Consider the following 24231-nt stretch of genomic DNA (forward strand, 5'->3'; position numbering starts at 1 on the left):
TTAGATGACCTTAGCTTCGTTTTTCAGTTTCTCGACTAATTCAGCTACTGATTTAACCTTTATACCTGCACTGCGTACAGCTGGTGCTTCAACTTTAATAGTCTTATTAGTAGAAGCAATGGAAATACCTAAAACATCTGGAGTTACCGTCTCGAGCAGCTTTTTTTTAGCTTTCATGATATTTGGCAGGGTCGCATAACGTGGCTCATTCAAACGTAGATCAGTGGTAATGATAGCCGGTAGTTTTAGAGAAACTATCTGTGTACCACTATCAATTTCACGAGTTACAGATATGTTTTCACCGTTAACTTTAACTTTAGAAGCGAAAGTGCCCTGGCCATAACCAGTCAGTGCAGCAAGCATCTGACCAGTCTGATTGTTATCGCTATCAATAGCCTGCTTGCCGAGGATTACTAGCTTAGGCTGTTCTTTGTCAATAATTGCTTTGAGTAGCCTGGCTGTGGCCAGAGAGGTTAGCTCCCCAGCAAACTCAATCAGGACAGCACGGTCAGCACCTAATGCTAGAGCGGCACGCAACTGCTCTTGAGCGGTACTTGGACCAATAGACACCACCACAATTTCAGTCGCTACGCCTTTTTCTTTTAAGCGTATAGCCTCTTCTACAGCAATTTCACAGAAAGGGTTCATCGACATCTTGACGTTAAGAAGATCAACGCCAGAATGATCCGCCTTGACGCGCACTTTTACATTGTGATCAACAACACGTTTAATAGCTACAAAAACCTTCATGAGTTCCTCTTTACTGTCTGGTGAAAAGAAAGCCGCCTAAGCAAAACTAGCAGTTTGATGCTCATTGTCAGACAAGAATAACTCCAAAAAACTTTGGCAAATGATCATGCTTACAAAAAATTGTGATCATTAGATAGCAAGGTAACTACAGGATCATGCCTTTTTATAATAGTGTAAATTACACACTATTTTAGCACCAGAGTTACCTGTATTACTCTTAGACGTGCCTTTAAACCAGTAGCACTGCTTATGATACATGCAAAACTGGCTATATATTGACCTGAATATTTATTCTGGTCAATACAACACAATAGTTAGTCGTAAGCTGAGTTGCGTTGGGTTGATTTATTTAGCAAAAAAATAATTTACATAAATATTTGTATTAAACGCCGACAGTGGTGTAGATATAAAGAGAAAAAGATAATTTTTAATTATATAAGAGACAGCACCCAACCTGTCATCTATAAAACATCTGTTAAGACTTGGAGATAACCTGTGGAGCGTGAGTACGCAGAATTTGACGTGGTTATTGTTGGTGCAGGCCCGGCAGGTCTATCTGCTGCCTGCCGATTAAAGCAAAAGGCTGCTGAAGCCAATCAAAAAATTGACGTATGCGTTGTCGAGAAAGGATCCGAAGTTGGCGCTCATATCCTCTCCGGCACAGTGTTTGAACCAAGCGCTCTAAATGAATTATTTCCAGACTGGAAAAAGCTGGGAGCCCCGCTCAAGACACCAGTTATGCGCGATGATTTTTATGTACTGCGCAGTTCTAAAACCTCCACTAAAGTACCTAACTTCTTTATGCCTAAGACTATGCAAAACAAAGGCAATTACATTATTTCCCTAGGCAATCTATGCCGCTGGCTAGGCCAGCAAGCCGAAAATTTAGGAGTAGAAATCTACCCAGGCTTCGCCGCTCAGACAGCGTTGTTCGATAAAAATGGTATAGTGCGCGGCATCATTACCGGTGATTTTGGTATCGACTGCGAAGGTCGTTCACAAAAAGGCATGTACACCCCTGGCATAGAGCTACGCGGCAAATATACTCTGTTCGCTGAAGGCTGCCGAGGCCACATTGGCAAACACCTGATTCAGCGTTTTAATTTAGATATTGGTACCGATGTGCAACACTACGGCATCGGTCTCAAGGAAATTTGGGAGATTGACCAGGCTAAACATAAGCCAGGTTTAGTCATACATACTACTGGTTGGCCACTAGACATCATAAGCAACGAAAATACTGGTGGCGCGTTTCTTTACCACCTAGAAAATAACCAGGTGGTCGTAGGACTAATTGTCGATCTATCTTATAGCAATACTTTTTTATCGCCGTTTGATGAGTTTCAGCGCCTTAAGCATCACCCGGTGCTAGCACAATACCTAGAAGGCGGCAAGCGCATCAGCTATGGTGCACGAGCATTAGCTAAGGGCGGTATTAACTCATTACCAAAGATGGTGTTCAATGGCGGAGCCATTATAGGGTGCGACCTAGGCACCATGAACGTAGCCAAGATTAAAGGTAGCCATACAGCAATGAAATCTGGAATGCTCGCCGCCGACGCCATAGCAGAGCGACTATGTGCTGCATCTAGGGGCGGCGATGAACTAACTAGCTATACTGATAGCTTTGAAGCAAGTTGGCTCTATAAAGAACTATTCACTGGCCGAAACTTTGGCCCAGCTATACATAAATTTGGCCCGATTATCGGCGCTGGTTTTAACTGGTTCGATCAGAATATCCTTAGCGGCAAAATGCCGTTCACTTTGCATGATACGAAGCCTGATTACGCTTGCTTGAAACTCATGCAGAATAGCAAAAAAATTTATTACCCAAAACCTGACGGCAAATTAAGCTTCGACAAGCTAAGCTCAGTGTTTATCTCTGGTACCAACCATAAAAAAGAGCAGCCGTGCCACTTGAAGTTAACAGACCAGAGCATTCCAATTAGTACTAACCTGCCACTCTATGATGAACCAGCGCAACGCTACTGCCCGGCTAACGTATATGAAGTAACAACCAAAGATGGTAGCGATCAACACTTCCAGATTAATGCCCAGAACTGCGTACACTGCAAAACTTGTGATATCAAAGACCCCTCTCAAAACATTACCTGGATAACACCAGAAGGTGCAGGTGGACCAACTTACCAGAATATGTAAGTAAGTTTACGACTTAAAATGCTCTTGTGAGGAGTTTTTTATTTGTACATTGACTTAGTCTTAATCAATGATATCGACATTTTACACTATTCACCTAATCTTACTCAACAATATTTTTATACTCTTCACTTAATTGTTAAGTACTCTGGATATTAAAACATTGCGCATTTCATATTCTACTCAATCCATATTACTTTTAATAAACTGCTACACTGAAGCAATCGCAAACTCTTTAGAGAGTACAACAGTAGACAATAACGTGCAGCATCTCTATAAACATTTTGAACCATTCAGCAATAATGCACTCAGGGTTACTGAATAAATGAAATACACCAGTTTTTTAAGATATTAAGTATTTTCGTCTATATATACCTACAATTTAGACAAATGCACGCCAGCTATGACTAGAGAGACCATTTATTAGCAAATAAGTTAGCTTTAACTCTAAAGCACGACTTAGCAAATACAAAAAATAAATCACCGCAATACGGCATCTATCGGCGATATTTTTTATTACAAGCTATGACGATCTTGCTAATCTAATAGCAATGTACCAACTAACTTTTTAGACTTAACCATCAACATAATGTGCTAGATTTGCATTAAATCGACAAAGATTGAATGCTTCATACAAAACATCAGCAGCCAACATAATAATATATACATGACTTTATGACTACCAGAAGTAACGACACTCAAGTTATCTTGAGCCATGCCATTAGAAGTGGACAGTGCACTTGCTAACCACTTAAGCCATTACTACGCTTTTAGTCTGCATAAGTCTACTTCCGTAACTAAAGTTGCCTAAGCGATCTTCGCTATGACTGATTGGAGTGAGAACCAACAAGGCAATTATTATTGCTAGACAAAGACCAATACACTTAAACCAGTGCTGGCTTTAAATGAGCTAGTGGGAATATCTGCTTGAAGTTTTTTGTAGTCTGCTCAGCAAGGCGCTCAAAGGATTCACCACGCAGTATTGCTAGGTAATCCGCTACGTCGCGCACATACTCCGGTAAGTTTTGCTTGCCACGATGAGGAGTTGGTGTAAGATACGGAGAATCGGTTTCCACTAATAAGCGATCGGCCGGTATTTGGCGCGCTACATTGCGTAAAGCGTTAGCATTGCGGAACGTGACGATACCAGACATGGAAATATAAAACCCTAAGTCTAGGGCTGCATTAGCCATATTTATGTCTTCGGTAAAGCAGTGCAACACGCCAGCCTGAGGCAAAGCAGCTTCACGCAACATAGCTAAGGTATCAGCACGAGCGTTACGCGTATGTACAATCACAGGTTTGCCAGTCTGCTTAGCGGCTTGCAGATGCATATCAAAAGAAACTTGCTGCAGCTTGGCTGTTTTAGGCTCATAGTGATAATCCAGACCTGTTTCGCCAATCGCCACCACGCGCTGGTGATTGAGTTCATTTAACAACCAATCAAACGTTGGCATTTTATTATTTTTAAGGTCTAGTGGATGGATGCCAACCGAGCAATCAACATCCACATATCTTTCAGCTATAGTTTTAACACTGGCAGCATTCTTAGCGCTTACACCAATACACAGAAAATGCCCAACTCCGCGATGACGAGCGGCTTCGAGGACCGCATCAAGGGAATCTCTATTCTGGACAAGATCAAGGAGATCAAGATGACAATGAGAATCTACGAGCATAGGATAATACAACTTAAGTCACTGTAAGTATATTGCCAATAACACGTTTGTTAGATACGAATTAACGGCGGCCTGGTAAGCTTACCCATTGCACTAATAATGCTTCAAGTAATAATACGCGGTTAAGGTTAGCTTTATCAAGAACTTTTTGACGCTGAGCAAGAATCCAATCTTGAATATTCAACACCTTGCCATGTGCACTTTTCTGCGATAAGTACTGAACTACTTTACGCATATCTGACAGGCCAAGGTAGTTTTTGTCATGGGTTAACTGATAACGTATAATCAGACTAGACCAGTCATAAAACCAATCAAATAGCAACAGTAACGGAATATCTTTCCAGGTACTTTCGGCTAGCTGCGTGGCAAATAGTTCCCGCTTAAGTAACTTTTTTACACCATCCACTACTAAGATGCGCTGTTCGCATACGCCTTGAGCGTGCATTTTTACGGCCGCTAAAGGCGAACCAGAAACTAGGGTCAGCAGCTCGACACGCTGATCCTCTGAACATTCAGGTAAGACTTTAGCTAACCACTGTAAGCTCATGGCTTTACTAGGCAATTGGCAAGCCTGCTGTATACAGCGACTGCGAATAGTTGGTAAGAGACGGCTAAACTGATGACTAACCAATAAAAATACTGTATTGCCCGAAGGTTCTTCCAAGCTTTTAAGTAAGGCATTAGCGGCATTAATATTCATTGCCTCTACTGGTTCAATAAGCACTACTTTTCGCCATCCCATCTGTGCAGTCTGCGCCACAAAGCTAACAAGATTACGTACCTGATCGACCTTGATCGCCTTGTCAGCATCCTCTGGCTCCAATAGATAAATATCTGGATGGCTGTCAGCCTTAAGCAGCAGACAAGATTTACATTCACCGCATGCTGGCAAATTAATTTGACCATGGCATAGCAAACTCGCCATAAAACGCTCAGATAAAGCGCGCTTGCCAATGCCGATTGGACCATGCAGCAAATAGGCATGAGCATAGTTGTTGCGGCTAGTCAATCTTTTCCAGGCACTGTCTTGCCATGGATAGGCTTCAACCACGAACACGCTCCAGGCATACAGGTAGTAAAGCATCGATTGCTTGCTGTACTTGGGTCAACGGTTGGGCTGCGTCAATAAGAGAATAACGCGCCGGTTTAGCCTTGGCGAGTTCAAGGAATACCATGCGTACAGCATCAAAAAATGCTCGATTTTCTAACTCGAAACGGTCTAAACGGCCATATACACTGGTGCGGGCTATACCTACTTCTATAGGAAGATCGAATAACATGGTTAAGTCAGGGCGTAAATCGCCTTGTACAAAGCTTTCCAAGGTAGCAATGCGCTCCAGAGGCAATCCCCGGCCACCCCCTTGATAGGCGTAAGTAGAATCAGTAAAACGGTCGCAAATAACCACGACACCACGCGCTAGTGCCGGGCGAATAACTTTAGCTAAATGCTGGGCGCGAGCAGCAAATATCAGCAATAATTCAGTATCCGAATTCATCTGTTCTGCACTGGGGGCTAACAGTACATCACGCATTCGCTCGGTTAACGTTGTACCGCCTGGTTCTCTCGTCAGCACTACTTCAATACCTTCAGCACGCAAACGATTAGCCAAGTAATTTTGATTAGTGCTTTTACCAGCACCTTCTAGACCTTCCAGAGTAATAAATAAACCAGTCATAGACGGTCCTTAGTGAGAGTCATTATGGGCTTTATGGCGTAGCCGTGTTTGGCACAAAATTAGTAGACTGTTTAGCTGGTGCGGAATCAGCTGATAGTATCGTATCTTGCATTGATTTTACTGTAGGTGCTGGGCTAGATCGGTAGTAGGTGCAACGCTTGAGTTGGAACTCGCGCACAGCAGCATTATGAGAATTTAGGTCATCAGAAAAAATATGGCTGCCATCACCACGGGCAACGAAATACAAATGATTACTGGGCACATAGTTCAAGGCTGCGTGAATAGACTTGCGACCAGCCATTGCGATCGGTGTTGGTGGTAGACCTGCAACCATATAGGTATTGTATGGGTTAGCTTCTTTTAGGTGCACACGAGTAAGCCTACCTGTATATCGCTCACCAAGGCCATAGATTACTGTTGGATCAGCCTGTAGGAGCATACCAATCTTCATACGGCGCATAAATACGCCAGCGATTTGCCCGCGCTCTTCTGGTACGCTGGTTTCTTTTTCTATCAGAGTAGCCATAATTAACGCTTGATAAGAATCAGCGTAAGATGCATCAGCAGCACGTTTACTCCACTCCTGAGCCAGGATATAATCCAAGCGATTATAAGCTTTTTTTAGAAATTCAACATCAGTCATACCGCGAACGAAGCGATAAGTATCTGGAAAAAAACGCCCTTCAGGAAACACACCGGGATGACCAAGTTTTTCCATTACATCACTATTACTCAAGCCAGATAAGGTCTGTACGATCTTTTCATGCTTGACTAAAGCTAAGCGTACCCGATTAAAATTCCAACCCTCCACAAGCGTTAAGCTGTATTGCACCACTTCACCACGCTGCCACAGGCTAATCAAGCCTTTGGCGGTCATACCTGGAATCATACGGTATTCGCCGCATTGTAGCGGCTGGTTAGCCAAGTTAAGGCGCCAATAAAGGCTTAACCAAAATGGACTATCGAGCAAACCATCATTTTTAAGGTGATTAAAGGTACCTGTTGGGGTTGCACCGACTGACACATTAAGTAATTTTACCTGAGTTAAATTTAGAGGCTGCTTTAAAATAGCGTCAAATTTCCAGGCTGCTAAGCATGATAACAAACCAGCAGAGACTAAACTAATCTGTAATAACAGAACTATTTTTCGTGTCAACTTAAGCATCCAATAGTACGAGAACAATGCTCTATAGTTTATAGGTGAGTTGCCTAAACTGATCACTCATCTAAACGCGAACCACATATATGGCAAAAGGCAATTAATAATACTGCACAAAAACTCCATTGGTTTAATTTAAGTAAACAAGAATAGTATCAAAACTTATCGATAGGATTTTAGCCTGCACTAAAATTTTAGTGCACATGAGCGGTGAAGTTGCAACAATGCAAAATCCAGATTAATAACAAGCTATCGCCGTGCATAAAGAATAGTTTACTTGACACGCCTCCAATAACTCCACCAGACATATCTCACATCAAGCCTGCCATGTATTTAATATTCTACTTTAGATCTGGTGATCACTTACTTAAAAGTAACTATGATGCTTGGCCGAACTAGTAGGACACGGAAAAGATGAATACTATCAATTCCATAAATATACATATAAGTAAACTAGCAAATTACCATATAAAATACAGCATAACAGGCGCATCTTAATTAGTAATATACCAGTGTGAACTATTGCCTTGGTAAAAGTTCAATGTGAACAACACTTATACTCAAAGTAGCAGCATAAGTCGGTGTTATGCTGTTGATTAGCGTTTTATCCATACTAAAGACGATGCATTTACAACCCCTACCTAGGGCATTACAAGCAGCATTCAAACAAACACTAATTACTCAGTCTGGATAAGGAATGTTAGTCTAGAACAAATCGCACCATGTGCACACCCTCAACCTTGCAGTAGCACATTGTCTTCTTACGGACCGCCAATAATCACTGCACATTCACTAGACGAACCTACGGAAAACTAGAGAACCATTAGTACCACCAAAACCAAACGAGTTGGAAATAGCCACATCAATCAACATCGGTTGTGCTTCGTGAGGCACGAAGTTTAAGTTGCAGCCTGCATCCGGCTCATCAAGATTTATGGTCGGCGGAGCGATCTGATCTTTAATGGCCATCATACTAAAGATCGCCTCAACTGCGCCAGCCGCACCCAAAAGGTGGCCAGTCATGGACTTGGTAGAGCTGACCGCCAACTTATAAGCATACTCACCAAATACAGACTTAATAGCCTTAACTTCTGCTAGGTCGCCAGTCAGAGTTGAGGTACCATGGGCATTAATGTACTGCACCTGGTTAGCATTAATCTTTGCATCACGCAAGGCATTCGTGATACATCGTGCAGCACCAGCACCATCAGACGGTGGCGATGTCATGTGGTAAGCGTCGCCACTCATACCGAAGCCGATCAGCTCAGCATAGATAGTAGCGCCACGCATTTTAGCGTGCTCTAGCTCTTCTAGCACTAATGCACCAGCACCATCAGACAATACAAAACCGTCACGTCCCCTGTCCCATGGACGGCTAGCCCGGGTTGGTTCGTCATTGCGCGTCGATAGTGCACGAGACGCACTAAAGCCACCTATACCGAGACCACAAGCAGCCATTTCGGCACCGCCAGCGATCATCACATTGGCTTCATCATAAGCAATATTACGTGCCGCCATACCTATACAGTGCGTACCGGTAGTGCACGCAGTGGTAATAGCGTAGTTAGGACCCTGCGCGCCCAAGTGGATCGACAAAAAACCAGAAATCATATTGATGATTGAACCGGACACAAAGAACGGTGAAATTCGACGTGGACCTGCATTGTGCAATGTGCGGCTAGTTTCTTCGATATTAGTTAAACCACCAATACCCGAACTCATCACTACACCAATACGTTCACGGTTAGCGTCAGTGATTTCTAGACCAGAATTACGTACTGCCTGAAAACCGGCTGCTAAACCGTATTGAATAAATAGGTCGAGTTTGCGGGACTCTTTAATCGAGAGATACTCTGCAACATTAAAACCCTTTATTGAACCGCCAAAACGGGTGGAATAGGCAGAAAAATCCGTGTGCTTAATCAGACTAATACCACTGTGGCCAGCTAGGACACCCTGCCAACTGCTTGGCACGTCTGTACCCAATGGTGACAGCATACCCATACCGGTGACTACGACACGTCTACGCGACACAGCATTCTCCTTTGTCTAATTATAACACCTTGTTTCGCGGCTTATTCTTATCATAGTTGAAAGAAAAAACCGCACGCCGTTATAGTTGTGCGGTTTTTTCTTTCACGGCAAGTGATAACTACAAACTATTTTACGCTTGATGGGCAGTAACGTAGTCAATAGCAGCTTGCACAGTGGTAATTTTTTCAGCTTCTTCGTCTGGGATTTCAGTTTCAAATTCCTCTTCCAAGGCCATCACTAGCTCGACTGTGTCAAGGGAGTCGGCACCCAGATCTTCAACGAAGGAAGCAGAACTGGTCACTTCTTCTTTAACACCCAGTTGCTCAGCAACTATTTTCTTGACGCGCTCTTCGATGGTGCTCATACCTTATTTTCACTCCTAATGGATAAATTTAGGCAGTTGGCCAGCTGATCAGTGTATATAAAGCTATTTTCAACTTTTCAACTGAAAGATCTGCCCCTGTTACCCAGCAGGCCACCTGCCTATAAATTATAGTTGCAGCTTTATAACTTATTTTAGTAAATTCGTATGACACTTTTTGAAGTGATCAATCAAAATCTAACTCATATACATTCCACCATTAACTGGGATTGAAGCCCCAGTCACGTATACAGCACCGTCGGATGCCAGGAAAGTAACCACATTCGCAATCTCTTGAGCATGACCAAGGCGGCCCAACGGAATCTGAGCCAACAATACCTGACGCTGTGCTTCCGAAAGCTTTCTGGTCATATCGGTATCAATAAAACCTGGAACTACCGAATTAACAGTAATCGAACGAGATCCAACTTCACGTGCTAATGCACGACTGAAACCCTCTAAACCAGCCTTTGCCGCTGCGTAGTTTACTTGGCCTGTGCGGCCCATGGCACCTACTACGGAACCAATATTAATAATTCGGCCCCAACGCATCTTAGTCATGTCGCGTAAAACACCTTTAGACAGGCGAAATAGACTGTTCAAATTAGTATCGATTACGTCGTGCCATTCGTCATCTTTCATGCGTATCATGAGGTTGTCATGGGTGACACCGGCATTATTCACTAAAATAGCTGGTGCGCCAAACTGCGCGGTAATTTTAGCCAAAATGACAGAAACAGACTCATCGCTAGTCACGTTTAACTCGAAGCCAGTGCCTTGTATGCTGTTTTCCTTCAACACTGTGGCAATGCGTTCAGCACCTAAAACAGAAGTAGCGGTGCCTATCACAACGGCACCGTGACGACCTAGTTCAAGGGCTATAGCCTGGCCAATACCACGACTTGCACCCGTAACCAGTGCAACTCTACCTTGTAGACTCATACAGGCTTCTCCTAAAGATTTTCAGGACAATGCTGCACGAGCGGCAGCGAAGGCATCCAGAGTATTGAGGTTAGCAACCGACACGCCGTCAGCACAACGCTTGTTTAAACCAGTTAAAACTTTACCAGGACCACACTCAACTAACTTAGTAACACTATTGGCAACTAAAGTCTGGATTAATTCAACCCATCGCACAGGCTTGTATAGCTGCCTCAGCAGATCGCACTGAAGAGTGTTAAGGTCTGCAGCAAAAGTCGCGCTAACATTTTGTACTAGCGGAATTTGCGGCGTTTGCCAGTTAATGGCAAAGATTGACTCGGCAAAACGCTCTGCAGCAGGGCGCATTAACTTACAGTGGGACGGCACGCTGACTAGCAAAGGCAAGGTAAGTTTAGCACCACGAGCCTTGCAGCCTTCAATAGCGCGAACTACAGCCGCTTTGGTACCGGAAATCACTACATGGCCAGGGGAATTGAAATTAGCTACGCTAACGACTTCATCATGTGCCGCTTCAGCGCAAACTTCAATTACAACAATATTATCCAAACCAAGGATAGCGGCCATACCGCCATGACCAGCCGGAACGGCTTCTTGCATTAACTGGCCACGACGCTCAACTAGCTTGACCGCCTCAACAAAGGACACGCTATCAGTAGCAACTAAAGCGCTATATTCGCCCAAACTATGACCGGCGACATAAGCTGGGCGCTCGCCACCTTTAGATAGCCATAAGCGCCATAAAGCAATTGAAGCAGTCAGGATAGCTGGCTGGGTTTTATCGGTTTGACTGAGATACTTTTTCGGCCCATGCTGGGTTAGTGACCACATGTCGTAACCTAAAACATCGGACGCTTCCTTAAAAGTTTCCTGAATAAGTGGATATTGCGCACTTAACTCAGCCAGCATTCCTATAGACTGCGAACCCTGACCAGGGAAGACGAATGCAAAGGTTGCAGACATGTAACAAGCCTCCACCTAATGATCTAATTATCAAAAAACACTCACGTCTACAATGGGAACTCATAAAATAAACAGAATGAACAGATTAAATAGTTAATGCAACTAGTCAGTTATATTTAAGCACTTCCTAGCTAATTCGCCTAAAGCAACAAACTTTCAAGGCCACACACCCTTAAGTATGGCGGTAAGTTTTCTTGAATTTTGATTAACACTCATACAGTCGTGCTATAAAATTTATTTATACATAGAGCTATAATCTTTCACTGCAATACCATGTAGCTCCAGAAAACTCACATTATTATGTTGTGCTGACTATTATGTTGTGCTGATACAAGACAAACCTGCAGGCAACCGCATAAACAGAATATTATCGATAAACCAGTTACATACCAACGCATCTATCTCACTTACGGTACACACCATTAAACTTCGACAAAACCAAATACGATTCAACCACTCCACACCTTAAAGCAATGTAATAGCCAACTTAACCTGCTTATTTTTACCTTTAATGTCTTCGGTGCCTATATTGATTAAACAACGCAATACATGGCTAGATTATGCTAAAACTTTTACTGCTACTGAGCCTGTTACCGTAAATCGTAACAGATGCTTAACTCTGTAATTGACGTTTACACTAAAATCTAGCAACTGATAATAGTGTTTCCTAGTTAAAATCACCATAAATATATAGCTAGGCTAATTAATACAAGGAGACGTCTTCAATACATGAAGCTGCAATACCATGCACACCACCATGTCAATTGGTAGGCCGACACATGGCAACCTGCCAGTCTTAAGATTGTTGCTTATCACTCAATAGACCAGAGTCACCAACATTGAAGAGTTAAACTTACCGTTCAGGCTGACATCAGTTTTTATTCATTATTATAGTTTTACTGGCTGCTGTAACTATTAAACGCGCATACTTTTTGTTAAAAAAAGCTCAAAGGTCATAGTTTTTTAAAGAATAAAAAGCTAATCTACAATGATCGTATTTAATGATAACATAGCAGACAAACTGGTAATAAGAACACTAATAATATTAAAGAGACTATGACCAAGTACTTGCATATCATCGCAACGATATTTGCACTAATAAGCAATTAATCACTTAATAGTGCCTTTGATAATCACTCTACGGCCACGATATACGCCTTCTAGCGATACGTGGTGACGGCGGTAAACTTCACCAGTAGTCTTTTCTATGGACAAGGTGTTAGCCTTGAGAGCGTCATGCGAACGGCGCATATTACGGGCAGAGCGAGATTTTTTGTTCTGTTGAACAGCCATGATTGCTTAACTCTTAAACGTTTAAGTTATGCTTAAACTGTGCCAATATACTGAACGGGCTGTACCGTATTATCTCGTTATCGCTCAATTTAGGTTCAGCATTTAGCCATGTCGGCTGCTGGCATTCTTCCGCATTATGAACAGGCACGATAGGCAATGCAAGCAGTAACTCATCCTCAATCAATTCATGCAGATTCAAATGATCTGCGCTAAGTTCCAGCACTTCATAATCTTTTAGTAGTGACTGGGTATCTGCACCTTCCTTCACTACAACATAATTGCACTTACTGTGTATTGGCATGGTAAATAGCTCCAGACAACGCTGGCAGACCATTTGCCCTTCAGTATTAATAATACTATTGATTACTACAGACTTACGTTCATCTCGCTTAAAAATAAATTTTATTTGCACCATATTTAAAGTATTGAAAGACTGGCTGCAAAGTCTATCAAAACAAGCTAGCAACATTTCACCTTGAAGAGAAATGTTGCTATCAGCTAATTTATACGGATTAACTTGAATTGGAAACGCATTATTTAGCATCGGCGTAAACATTATAAGTACATACCTAGACATGTCAAAGAAAATTTAACTATACACATCGACTTAACCACACTACTAAAATTTATCTTGTCTTTAAAATAGTCGCTAATACTGTTCGAATCTAGCTCGACTTATCACATAAAATTGCAAACTAGATTCCACTTGCTATTTCACCTACACTGACCATCACAAGCTGTTCGCCAAATACTGACAAAAGCAATCGTGAAAATAAATCAGCTATCGAACTGGTTAGGCACCTGGTCGAAAGCAGCTAACGTTTTTGCTACTAACTGTTAATGACATCTGATTGTAGGCTTAAATCAGACTGTCTATGATAGGCAAACGAATATTTAGCAAATCCCACACATGTCAAGACTATAGCAAATATATCACTGGTAACCAACGCATAAGCCACCTTTATTTATGGATTGATGCAGTAGTTAAGATACAGCCCTATCAGCTGAGCTATCATTACCATTTAATGGCTTACCGTTTATATACATACACCAAGCAGCATGAGCATAAAAACCTTATAAATACGCGAACGGCATACAAGCTGACAGGCTAAGCAAAAGTGGCTTGCTGCACAGCACTGGAGACATTAATACACTACAGATCTAAGTTAGCGTACTACTGATACGTAGTAGTCTGATAATCTGACTGCAATATGCAAATTTCTTAAATTAATTATTCTATAATTTAAAATTTACTGAAAAGTTTGGCCTTGGAAGCCTAAATACAAAGCCAGCTTATCTATCACACTAGCGCCAAGCTTCTTAGAAAAGCGATCAAGCGGCGACTCTTGAACGGTGAAATCTACCAAATCTTTCTCACCAATCACATCCCAAGCTACTGAGCTTACACTACCTAAACCGTCGATTAAACCAAGTGGTAATGCCTGCTCACCAGACCATACTAACCCTGAAAATAACTCCGGATGATCTTTATCCTGTAGACGATCGCCACGTCCTTGCTTAACGCTGGCAATGAACTGGTGGTGAGCAGTGTCGAGTACACTTTGCCAGAACTGAGTTTCATCGGCTTTTTGTGGCTGGAATGGGTCCAGAAATGATTTGTGCTCACCTGAAATGTATGTGCGGCGCTCCACGCCTAGTTTCTCCATGGTACCCACAAAACCATAACCAACTGCCGTTATACCTATAGAGCCAACCAGGCTAGCCTTATCAGCATAAATTTGATCTGCTGCGCTGGCAATATAATAGGCACCCGAAGCACCAAGATCAGAGATAACTGCATACAGCTTGGTTTCTGGGTGCAGAGTGCGCAGACGACGAATCTCATCATACACATAGCCTGACTGTACCGGACTACCGCCCGGGCTGTTGATACGCATAATTATACCCTTAACCTTAGAATCTTCAAATGCGGCACGCAGACTGCTAACTATATTGTCAGCACTGGCAGATTCCTTGTCTGCAATCATCCCACGTACTTCGATCAAAGCAATGTAGTTGTTACTACGGCTACCACTTTTTTCTATTTCTATTAGCGAGTTAAATAACGCTAATATGGCTATCAGGTAAGCAAAAGTCAGCAACTTAAAGAAAATCCCCCAGTATCGCGCACGACGCTGCTCATTAACGCTAGCTAGTATGGTTTTTTCCAATAGCTTCCAACTTTTATCATTAGCGCTTTCAGTCTTTTTGAGCGCTCCCCAATCATCACTCATGCCATTAACCCCAGTAAAAACTTTTTGGACTCGCAGTAAGCTAAAGTTTACAGTTCAGAAAGATGATTAATTATTTTACTTAAGCTCTTATATTGCTGCAAAGTTTTAACAAACTGAGCGCAATCATTAGCCACCACGCTATTCATGCCTGCACTTTGAGCTATTTTTAAGTTAAAACAGCGTCACTATAATATTATTGTCTGGCGGCAATGCCAAACTATGATACGTAAAATCTGCTCTAGCATTAAAGATTGATATTTGCTATTTATTTTATTTGTAGCGCAGGCGATGCATGCAGTTATCTAAACCGTTAACTTAAGCACCTTAGTCTGGCTAACAACCAGGTGTACCGAGTAGCTAAGACTTGGTACAACAGACCTCAAACAATTACAGCACACTGTTAAGCAACGGTGAAGGTGTAGTTTTTTAACGCGATGGCGCGATGGTAAGTAATCGAAATAAATAGACGTGGAATACTTGATCTGGCTCAACCGGCCTAAGCTTTAGGGTACAAAGTAAGAATTGCCTCAGGCAAGTTCAGTCTCATAATACTATTAACCATTAAATCAGCATATGACTGAAGAGTCAGAGGAGGCTGGGGCTGCGCGCATTACTTCTACGATCAAAATCAATAATTACATAGCGTGTGACCTCAATCAAAAATTAGCAGCTTTATAGTCGAGGCTCTAAATTCAAACGCTCCACAGTTTTAGCCCACATCTCATCAACCGGCGCTTGAAGCTTTAACTCGCCACCATTAGGTAGCGGTATGGTTAGCATATGAGCGTGCAAAAATAGGCGCTTACCACCCAGGTCGTAGATTTTCTTGGAGAAATACTCTTCACCATACTTAGTGTCACCAGCAATACAGTGACCTGCGTACAAGCTGTGTACGCGAATCTGGTGGGTACGCCCGGTCATTGGTTTAACCTCAACCATGGTGGCGAAGTTACCGAAGCGATGCAATACCTTAAACATGGTCTTGGCTTCTTTGCCATTTTCGCCTACCGTGACAATACGCTCGCCAGAGCGTAAGCTGCTTTTACATAACGGAACACACACGCTCTTAATTGAACCAGCCCAATTGCCGCGCACAAGCGCCATATAGCGCTTATCTACAATATCGCTATGCAAGGCATTATGCAAGTAGCGCAGCATACTACGCTTTTTAGCAATCATCAGTAAACCAGAAGTGTCACGATCCAGGCGGTGGACCAACTCTAACTCTGTGGCATCCGGACGTAACTGACGGAAAGCTTCAATCACACCAAAATTCAGACCACTACCGCCATGAACAGCAATGCCGCAAGGTTTATTGAGCGCGATTAACTTGTTATCTTCGAAAACAATTGAGGCTTCAAGCCGCTGTAATAGGCTATAAGATAGTGACACAGATTCATTACGCTCAGACATACGCACCGGTGGTACACGGACGATATCGCCAGTATATAGCTTATACTTTGGCTTAATGCGACCACTATTAACGCGCACTGCGCCTTGGCGCAAAATGCGGTAAATCAAAGTCTTTGGTACGCCTTTCAGCCTACTCAGAAGAAAATTATCAATACGTTGGCCAGCATATTCAGGTAAGACTTCAATATGCTGGACGTTAGGAGTTTGAGGGGCAGCAGTCATCATGATATTAATGATAACAATTTTTATGTAATTAAAGCACTATCATTACTGATATAGTCATAAACGTTGACAAAAGCCATTTAAAGAGAACTTACGGCAAATTATTAACTCCTATCATTACATTTAATCAAGACGCTAAGCTGGTACTACTGGTTTTTCACCACCTTGAAATATTCTATATTAGAATAAATATAGGTAATATGAGACCTAAGGCGAGTGTACAAAGCAAAGTAAATAGTTGCTTTTTATATTGATATTTATAACTACATTACCAATGCTTTAGAGATAATGCCTATTTAGAGCTAAGTGAGGGCACAATTGCTCATACCTAGTCTTGTTTAGCCATGAGCGTGGGCTCCCCATTGGAGAACACAGTAAAATGCCAACCCCGCTGCGGATTCTGCGCGCGGCAGCACTCGAATTATCAAGGATACGTGTAGAATGGATATGTACAATCATCAGATGATGTATAGCACTAGACTTCTACGTAGACGCTTTATCTCGTCTACAGTTGCTGGTTGATTCCTCCTCCTGACTTTTAGCGTTTGTTGATGTGGTGTTTTGTCTCCACCGTTAACAAGCAGAATACATACGTAGCTAAACTAAGCAAAATTGACTAGTTTCAGCAACGTACATGAAGTTGGTCAACCACTCTTGATGCGCCTAACACCAACCGCGAGAAGTCGTGTGCGCTAAACGCCGTTTTTTGGCAGCCCGAAACCAACGGTACAACATGAAAAGAATGCTGATTAACGCAACTCAACCAGAAGAGTTGCGTGTTGCAGTGGTAGATGGCCAGCGCCTTTATGACCTGGACATTGAATCCGGCGCACGCGAGCAAAAAAAAGCTAACATCTATAAAGGCCGTATTACTCGCATTGAACCAAGCCTTGAGGCTGCTTTTGTCGATTTCGGCTCTGAGCGTCACGGCTTCTTGCCCCTCAAAGAAATCTCCCGTGAATATTTCAATAAAGCCCCAGAAGGCCGCATCAACATCAAAGATGTACTAAACGAAGGTCAGGAAGTTATTGTACAGGTCGAAAAAGAAGAACGTAGCAACAAGGGTGCAGCTCTCACTACATTTATTAGTTTAGCTGGTCGTTACTTGGTGCTAATGCCAAACAACCCACGTGCTGGCGGTATTTCACGTCGAATTGAAGGTGAAGAACGTAATGAGCTGCGTGAAATGATCAGCGGCTTAATCGCACCAGCCGACATGGGCCTTATCGTTCGTACCGCAGGCCTTGGTCGCAGCAGTAAAGAAATGCAATGGGACCTCGATTACTTGCTGCAACTGTGGACCTCTATCAAAGAAGCAGCCATTGATCGCTCTACACCACTCTTGATCCACCAGGAAAGCAACGTAATCATCCGCGCCATCCGCGATTACCTGCGCCAAGACATTGACGAAGTACTTATCGATAGCGTTGAAGCGCAAGTCGAGGCCATGACTTTTATCCATCAAGTCATGCCGCAGTATGCTAGCAAAATTAAATTATACGAAGATAGCGTTCCACTGTTCAACTGTTTTCAGATTGAAAGCCAGATCGAGACAGCCTTCCAGCGCGCAGTCGAACTGCCTTCCGGCGGCTCAATTGTGATTGACCAAACAGAAGCCCTAGTATCTATAGATATTAACTCAGCACGCGCAACTAAAGGTAACGACATAGAAGAAACTGCTTTACAGACAAACCTAGAAGCGGCTGAAGAAATTGCTCGCCAGTTGCGTCTGCGTGACATTGGCGGCCTGATAGTGATTGACTTTATCGACATGATCCAGGCTAAAAACCAGCGTGCCATAGAAGAGAAAGTCCGCGAATGCCTAGAGGTTGACCGTGCACGCGTACAAGTAGGTCGCATCTCACGCTTTGGGCTGCTAGAAATGTCTCGTCAACGCCTACGTCCATCACTTGGCGAAAGCAGCGGTATTGTGTGCCCTCGTTGCAACGGTATTGGTATCATCCGTGATATTGAATCGCTATCTTTGGCAATCCTACGACTTATTGAAGAAGAAGCCCTAAAAGATCGCACCTCTGAAGTGCACGCACAAGTGCCAATCCTAGTGGCAACCTTCCTGCTTAACGAAAAACGCAATGCTATAACCAAGATAGAATTGCGCACTTGTGCCCGTATCGTTATCTTACCAAACGACTACCTCGAAACGCCGCACTTCGAAGTGCGGCGTCTACGTGATGACAGTCAAGAAGCCCAAGCCAAGAATGGCCAAGCTAGTTACGAAATCGCTACAGCTGCGGCTGAGGTTGAAGAAATCCAGCCAGCTACCGCGACCCGAACTTTAGTTCGCCAGAAAGCAGCCATAAAGACTGTGCAGACGCTTGCCAATGGACCTGCTCCAATTGAAATTACTGTGCCAGTTACTGCGCCGACGACTGTACCTAGATCCAATCCATTCAAAGATTTGGTAAAATCACTAATCAATCTGTTTGCCACTAAAAAAGAGCCTATAGCTACAGCTATGATTGAAAAACCTACTACTGAAATTCAGATGCAAAACAAAAAACGTTGCAATGGTCGTCAACAGAGCTATCACCGCAATGATCAACGTAACGAAGAACGTAAACTTCGTGAACTGCGTAAGCCACGTAGCATGCGTGAAGAGCGTGTACGTGAACTGCGTAAGCCACTAGATGTTAATTTTGCTGGTGTTGTAAAAACCGTTAACGAAGAAGCAATACTAACCAGTGAAGAACAACTACGGGAAGACAGTCAAGACAATGCTGAAAATAATTGCCCACGCCGACGCTCACGTGGCCAGCGTCGGCGCAGCAACCGTCGTGAGCGTCGGCGTGATACGAATAATAGTATAGTTGAAGATTCGAAAGAGCTAGACGAGAATAGAAGCACTATAAACACAAGACAGGAAGACGGCAAACTATCTACAGACCTGGATATTACTAACGACGTTACTAACGCTAGTATTAGCGCGCCCTCTGAAACCAAGGCTGACGAAACAGTTAAATATGCTACCGCCACCGTAAATACTCTAATTGCTGAAACACATATAGTTGAAACACCTGTCGTAGAAGTAACTACCCAACTTAAAACCACAATAGTTTCAAAAGTAGCGATTATCCCCGAAGTTGTCTCAATAGAACGTGAAGTTCAACATGTTCCACTAATACCCAAAGCGACCACTATAGCGCCAGCACCAACAATTACGCCTCAACCAGTGGCAGAGGTTGCTAGTGCCCCAACTAAAAAAGGCCGTGCACCAAACGACCCACGTGAAGTACGTCGTCGTCGCAAAGAAGCTGAAGCCGCAATTGCGCTGGCAGTTAAGGCGCCAGCGCCAGTCGCTGGCGCAACCGTTAAACACACCACAAAGATTTTGGAGGCAGAACACGAGCAATAAACCACCTCACTGGATCCAATTAGCCACTAAAACCCCTCTAGATAATCTTAGCGGGGCCTTTATCTACTGCACACATTAAGTTTAAAATACTTAAAGTAATAAATAGTTACTTTGTTTATTGATAAGCAGCAAATTAAGACGATCAACCTAATACTAAAATAACAGACAACAAAATTGTTAAAAGTTTAATTTCTATTTTTATGCAAAAATACAGTTAAAGTACTAACCCAAGTAACGCTTATATGTAGCAATAATGAAAATCGCTCTAACTACAAGAAAATTTTACAAAATCTTTTTATAAGCCCATTACCCATAAAATCCCTAAACATTTTACATAATTACACTGTCCTAGTCAGACAGATACTATCTTCATATAAACACAAAGATAGAGCGATAACACTAAACACTACGCTTGCATCAAGATAGCAGTTTAATCTCAAACTCTATACGCATACATGAAAAACTTCTGATCAATTAACCTTACGGGTCTACGTAAACTCATTACTACATCTATTATAGCGCAACTTTATAGTTAAGATTTTCCTTAGTTGTCTGCAAAAAAACTATGACAGATAACCTTTTAAATTAGGAACTATCAATCAACTCATAGCTGTTAATCAATTAAAGCGTTTAACTGAAAACTACACCAAAATCAATAAGCACTTACTTTCACTTATAAGTGAGAAAATTAGCGTAATAACATGCGAGGCCAAGCTGCGCACAGTGCTTATCGTATTAAATATAGCCAGGTCTTTTATTCTGATGCAGGCGACAGATCATCATCTTCAATAAAATCTAGATAATAAATTGTTTTTGTAGTAGAGCGATTCTATTAGGCAACCTTAAGCAACTCATTGCTGATAGCTATACAATCAAGTATTCAATACTTATAGATAATCGCACCAGCAACTATCTACACAAGAACGCCTATTATCGTTTGAGGTCTAGCAGCAATAAGCCATGATCAATTCTACTAGATGGTTAAGTTCACTAGTCTGCTACAGAGCAGCTCATACAGTATCCAAAGCTGCAACTGTATGCCAGTTAGCGGTTAGACTGGTATTCATGACTAGTGAGGCAGCGCCTTATTTTAATGATTAGCCGCTTTGTCATGATTCTCTATAGAAATTTAAATGCCATACAAGAAAAAATATCATTTTAGTTATACTAAGTCTTGCCGGCATAGTTTCATACTATTGTGATAGCATGATCAAGTATCATAGGAAGCAAGTTACAGGTATAGTCATACCTAAAGACTGACTTAATGACATAAGATGACTATACGCTTAATCGAGTGTTAACACGATCAATATAAATAAAATTGCTAAATTTTTTTAATTTGCTTGCCATTGGCGACTAATAAACACTATACAAAGCCTAAAACTAAAACAGTAGCACTCAGTGTAAATAACACTGCACATTTAAGCCTTATGATAGCAGTCATAAGGCTTACCTCAACAGTTTTAACTGTTTAAGCCTAGACTTACGTAGATACTCATAAGCCACTCAACTTAAACTAGCTCTGAAGCTAACCTCAACTAATGCTAGATACCCACTAGTGCACTTACTGATGCAAAAATCATACATGACACCATTACCAGCTTGCTGCACCCCACTTAATGCACATTGGCCACTACCAATCCAGGTGCCAGGCACAGTATTACTGAGTACAATATTTGACTCTACCTTATTGATCGACGGTGATTTCCAGCGCAGCGCTGTGCCGTTACCGGTCAGTATTCAACGCTCTATAGTCAAGCGTCAGGCAGAATTCCTTATCGGCCGCTTATGTGCCCGTGCAGCGCTACAAAAACTCGATCAGCTAGATTATGTACCAGCTCTAGGTAAGGATCGAGCACCTGTGTGGCCTGAGCATATCAGTGGCTCAATCACTCACAATACAGGACATGCAGCGGCTATTGTTGGGCATAAGACGCAATGGTGCGGACTAGGAGTAGATCTAGAGAATGTGCTAACAATTAATCGGGCGGAATGTTTAGCCGAAGAAATTCTTACCACTAATGAGTTGTTGCGCATGGCTACCTTACCACACGAACAAATTGCTTTGTTAGTTACAATGACGTTTTCGGTTAAGGAAAGCCTCTTTAAAGCGCTTTATCCAATTGTGCAAAAACATTTCTATTTTGAGCATGCCGAAGTGTTAAAATGGTCGCAAACAGGGCTTGTACAGCTACAGCTGCTTAAAGATCTGTCTACCACGTGGTTCTATGGCAGGAAGTTAGAAGGACAGTTTGCTATAAGCAGGGGGCAATTGTTTAGCCTGGTAGCTATAGGCGCCTAATATACTGCTATAATAGACAGATGGCTCTTAAATCTAGAAGATATTATTTAAAAATGCTGATTTGTCTAGTCGTCGTCTATAGGATAGAGCTATATTATAATTTATGTAACTCCATATATCAATGAAACATAAAACATTAGCTATCCATACTCTTAATCTTACGAATTAAAGCTTTGCCTCTGTAGCAATAAAGACTCTACTACAAAATTGACAAACTCAACCTTGTACTACACAAGGCATTCATGCAGCTGTAATCTAAATGCGGAAACAGCATAAATAGCATGAATGTACCCTCCAAATGCAGTCGTGCATACTTGGAACTGCTATCTGCTACATTGATGCAGCAATACACTCAGTATATCTGATAACTAGTAAGAACCTTCACTTATAGCTACGATACATAGATTTTATGTGAATAAGACTTCACAAAAATTAGTGTAACTAATATAGTTTAACATGTATATTAAAGAAATAATAATACTACAAAAACTAGCAGATACTACACTGCACACTGACACGTAGTGGCGACAATTCGTCAATCATCACATTCGAGCACAACGCATCAAGATTGAAACGCTAAAAAATGCAGCTTCTGTCAGCCTTGCTTTAAATAGGCATGCGTCAGTATTTTATCAGTCTAAATATTTAGATCTTTTATATTGACATCGATACTTTATGATAAATTTGCGCAAACCATACTACTGGAATATCAGCTACGCCGATCATCTCTATGGCAGTAAAGTAAGAACATTTATCACTTGAGGTGTACATATTGGTAAGCAGGTACCAAAACTAGTTCACGCTAAATCGCTAACAATTATTGTAAGTGTTCGGTCATCCTATTAAAGGAATAACAATTAACCACACGTTTTGTATCGAAAAGTACCACATGCAGTTGCATACTTTTCTTGGTTACTGTTGACGCTATACGTAGCCATCACTTTCAAGCTTTTTATCCAAAGCTAAAGCCAGCACATTACTAAATATATAATACAACCAATCAAAGTTAGCTTGATCAATGCAACCAGTATCAGCTGACTGTGTCAGATATAAGTTTATTTGATACAATAGGCTAACTTCCATAGCTTAAAATAGACTGACAATACTGATGAACATATCGGCTTCAATTACCACTACTATACAAGAGCAACATCAGCATATTTGCTTTCCGCAACCATGCTACGATAGCCATCGTACTTGTCAGTCGCTTCAATAGTCATCAGGCGCATATCTCATGCGCTAAGACTTATAGCTTTAAAATCAACCGTTATACAGCGGTTCAGTAACCAAAAAATCACACTAGTTAATCCGTAGCTAATGCCGCACAAGGCGATGTAGGCTTATTTACAAAACATAATGCACCTGGGTGTTTACCCACAAACGGTTACCGTGGTCAGTTAAATTCTACCCTGGTTAGCTTAATACCACTCTTTAATGTAAACACAATAGAGCATGGGTTTGTGCGTAAATCATTAGTATCATCTATGTCTAATCCAGATTTAGATTTTGATCTATGTGTCGATACACGTGCTAAGCATCATAATCATGCAATCATAGCACGCATGCATTTAAACGAAGGATCACGTCTAATTGTTTAGCGATTGTTCGCTCCACTGATAAAACTATCACTCACCACCGATGTTATTAAGCTACTAATCTTAGGTAACCACTGGTTA

Annotated in this window: 16 protein-coding genes; 3 read left to right on the plus strand and 13 right to left on the minus strand. The window is 42.0% G+C overall.

The genetic code is table 11. The annotated features are described in order from the left end of the window. The gene (locus C3B55_RS03835; RefSeq protein ID WP_129211616.1) at positions 1-750 is read right to left on the minus strand and encodes an electron transfer flavoprotein subunit beta/FixA family protein; all 750 of its coding nucleotides are present in this window, start codon (positions 748-750) and stop codon (positions 1-3) included. Between the two features lie 495 nt (positions 751-1245). Here C3B55_RS03835 and C3B55_RS03840 point away from each other — a divergent pair, with 495 nt between their 5' ends. Beyond that, entirely contained in the window at positions 1246-2910 is a 1665-nt protein-coding gene (locus C3B55_RS03840) for an electron transfer flavoprotein-ubiquinone oxidoreductase (protein ID WP_129211618.1), read from the plus strand. 881 nt (positions 2911-3791) lie between these two features. Here the strand turns inward: C3B55_RS03840 and C3B55_RS03845 are convergent. From C3B55_RS03845 to rluC, 12 genes are all read right to left on the minus strand, one after another. After that, on the minus strand, positions 3792-4586 hold the full coding sequence (locus tag C3B55_RS03845; protein WP_129211619.1) for a TatD family hydrolase: 795 nt from the start codon (positions 4584-4586) through the stop codon (positions 3792-3794). A 61-nt stretch (positions 4587-4647) separates the two neighbouring features. Further along, entirely contained in the window at positions 4648-5637 is a 990-nt protein-coding gene (locus tag C3B55_RS03850; RefSeq protein ID WP_129211925.1) for a DNA polymerase III subunit delta', read from the minus strand. After that, positions 5630-6262, minus strand: a complete 633-nt coding sequence (gene tmk / locus C3B55_RS03855; RefSeq protein WP_129211621.1) for a dTMP kinase — start codon at positions 6260-6262, stop codon at positions 5630-5632. The genes C3B55_RS03850 and tmk overlap by 8 nt, the downstream gene beginning before the upstream one ends. Before the next feature lie 31 nt (positions 6263-6293). After that, positions 6294-7418: an endolytic transglycosylase MltG gene (gene mltG, locus C3B55_RS03860; RefSeq protein ID WP_129211623.1), complete on the minus strand. Its 1125-nt coding sequence runs from the start codon at positions 7416-7418 to the stop codon at positions 6294-6296. A gap of 795 nt (positions 7419-8213) precedes the next feature. Next, on the minus strand, positions 8214-9455 hold the full coding sequence (fabF, locus tag C3B55_RS03865; protein ID WP_129211625.1) for a beta-ketoacyl-ACP synthase II: 1242 nt from the start codon (positions 9453-9455) through the stop codon (positions 8214-8216). Positions 9456-9585: 130 nt separating this feature from the next. Then, a complete protein-coding gene (gene acpP, locus C3B55_RS03870; RefSeq protein ID WP_129211627.1) occupies positions 9586-9819 on the minus strand; it encodes an acyl carrier protein in 234 nt (77 codons plus the stop codon). A 195-nt stretch (positions 9820-10014) separates the two neighbouring features. Next, positions 10015-10758 (minus strand): 3-oxoacyl-ACP reductase FabG, encoded by a 744-nt coding sequence (gene fabG / locus C3B55_RS03875; protein WP_129211629.1) that lies wholly within the window; start codon positions 10756-10758, stop codon positions 10015-10017. A 21-nt stretch (positions 10759-10779) separates the two neighbouring features. Next, positions 10780-11718: an ACP S-malonyltransferase gene (fabD, locus tag C3B55_RS03880; protein WP_129211631.1), complete on the minus strand. Its 939-nt coding sequence runs from the start codon at positions 11716-11718 to the stop codon at positions 10780-10782. 1110 nt (positions 11719-12828) lie between these two features. After that, positions 12829-13011: a 50S ribosomal protein L32 gene (gene rpmF, locus C3B55_RS03885; RefSeq protein WP_129211634.1), complete on the minus strand. Its 183-nt coding sequence runs from the start codon at positions 13009-13011 to the stop codon at positions 12829-12831. Positions 13012-13024: 13 nt separating this feature from the next. After that, complete coding sequence (locus tag C3B55_RS03890; RefSeq protein WP_129211927.1) at positions 13025-13555, minus strand: YceD family protein; 531 nt, start codon at positions 13553-13555, stop codon at positions 13025-13027. A 706-nt stretch (positions 13556-14261) separates the two neighbouring features. Beyond that, a complete protein-coding gene (locus tag C3B55_RS03895) occupies positions 14262-15245 on the minus strand; it encodes a S49 family peptidase (protein WP_129211636.1) in 984 nt (327 codons plus the stop codon). Between the two features lie 672 nt (positions 15246-15917). Then, positions 15918-16883, minus strand: coding sequence for a 23S rRNA pseudouridine(955/2504/2580) synthase RluC (gene rluC, locus C3B55_RS03900; RefSeq protein WP_129211638.1), 966 nt, complete (start codon positions 16881-16883; stop codon positions 15918-15920). Positions 16884-17622: 739 nt separating this feature from the next. Between rluC and rne the strand changes: the two genes are divergently transcribed. Together rne and C3B55_RS03910 are read left to right on the plus strand one after the other, a co-directional pair. Beyond that, on the plus strand, positions 17623-20253 hold the full coding sequence (gene rne, locus C3B55_RS03905; RefSeq protein ID WP_129211929.1) for a ribonuclease E: 2631 nt from the start codon (positions 17623-17625) through the stop codon (positions 20251-20253). Positions 20254-21838: 1585 nt separating this feature from the next. Further along, positions 21839-22555, plus strand: coding sequence for a 4'-phosphopantetheinyl transferase family protein (locus C3B55_RS03910; protein ID WP_129211640.1), 717 nt, complete (start codon positions 21839-21841; stop codon positions 22553-22555). The last annotated feature ends 1676 nt before the right edge of the window (positions 22556-24231 follow it).

This window comes from Candidatus Pseudomonas adelgestsugas (assembly GCF_004124255.1).
Taxonomy (GTDB): Bacteria; Pseudomonadota; Gammaproteobacteria; order Pseudomonadales; family Pseudomonadaceae; genus Aquipseudomonas; species Aquipseudomonas adelgestsugas.

Coding starts and splice junctions, on each gene's coding strand:
- fabD (WP_129211631.1), bottom strand. CDS start 11,718: ATGTCTGCAACCTTTGCATTCGTCTTCCCTGGTCAGGGTTCGCAGTCT.
- rne (WP_129211929.1), top strand. CDS start 17,623: ATGCTGATTAACGCAACTCAACCAGAAGAGTTGCGTGTTGCAGTGGTA.
- C3B55_RS03910 (WP_129211640.1), top strand. CDS start 21,839: ATGACACCATTACCAGCTTGCTGCACCCCACTTAATGCACATTGGCCA.
- C3B55_RS03845 (WP_129211619.1), bottom strand. CDS start 4,586: ATGCTCGTAGATTCTCATTGTCATCTTGATCTCCTTGATCTTGTCCAG.
- C3B55_RS03895 (WP_129211636.1), bottom strand. CDS start 15,245: ATGAGTGATGATTGGGGAGCGCTCAAAAAGACTGAAAGCGCTAATGAT.
- tmk (WP_129211621.1), bottom strand. CDS start 6,262: ATGACTGGTTTATTTATTACTCTGGAAGGTCTAGAAGGTGCTGGTAAA.
- C3B55_RS03890 (WP_129211927.1), bottom strand. CDS start 13,555: ATGCTAAATAATGCGTTTCCAATTCAAGTTAATCCGTATAAATTAGCT.
- rpmF (WP_129211634.1), bottom strand. CDS start 13,011: ATGGCTGTTCAACAGAACAAAAAATCTCGCTCTGCCCGTAATATGCGC.
- fabG (WP_129211629.1), bottom strand. CDS start 10,758: ATGAGTCTACAAGGTAGAGTTGCACTGGTTACGGGTGCAAGTCGTGGT.
- rluC (WP_129211638.1), bottom strand. CDS start 16,883: ATGATGACTGCTGCCCCTCAAACTCCTAACGTCCAGCATATTGAAGTC.
- C3B55_RS03835 (WP_129211616.1), bottom strand. CDS start 750: ATGAAGGTTTTTGTAGCTATTAAACGTGTTGTTGATCACAATGTAAAA.
- acpP (WP_129211627.1), bottom strand. CDS start 9,819: ATGAGCACCATCGAAGAGCGCGTCAAGAAAATAGTTGCTGAGCAACTG.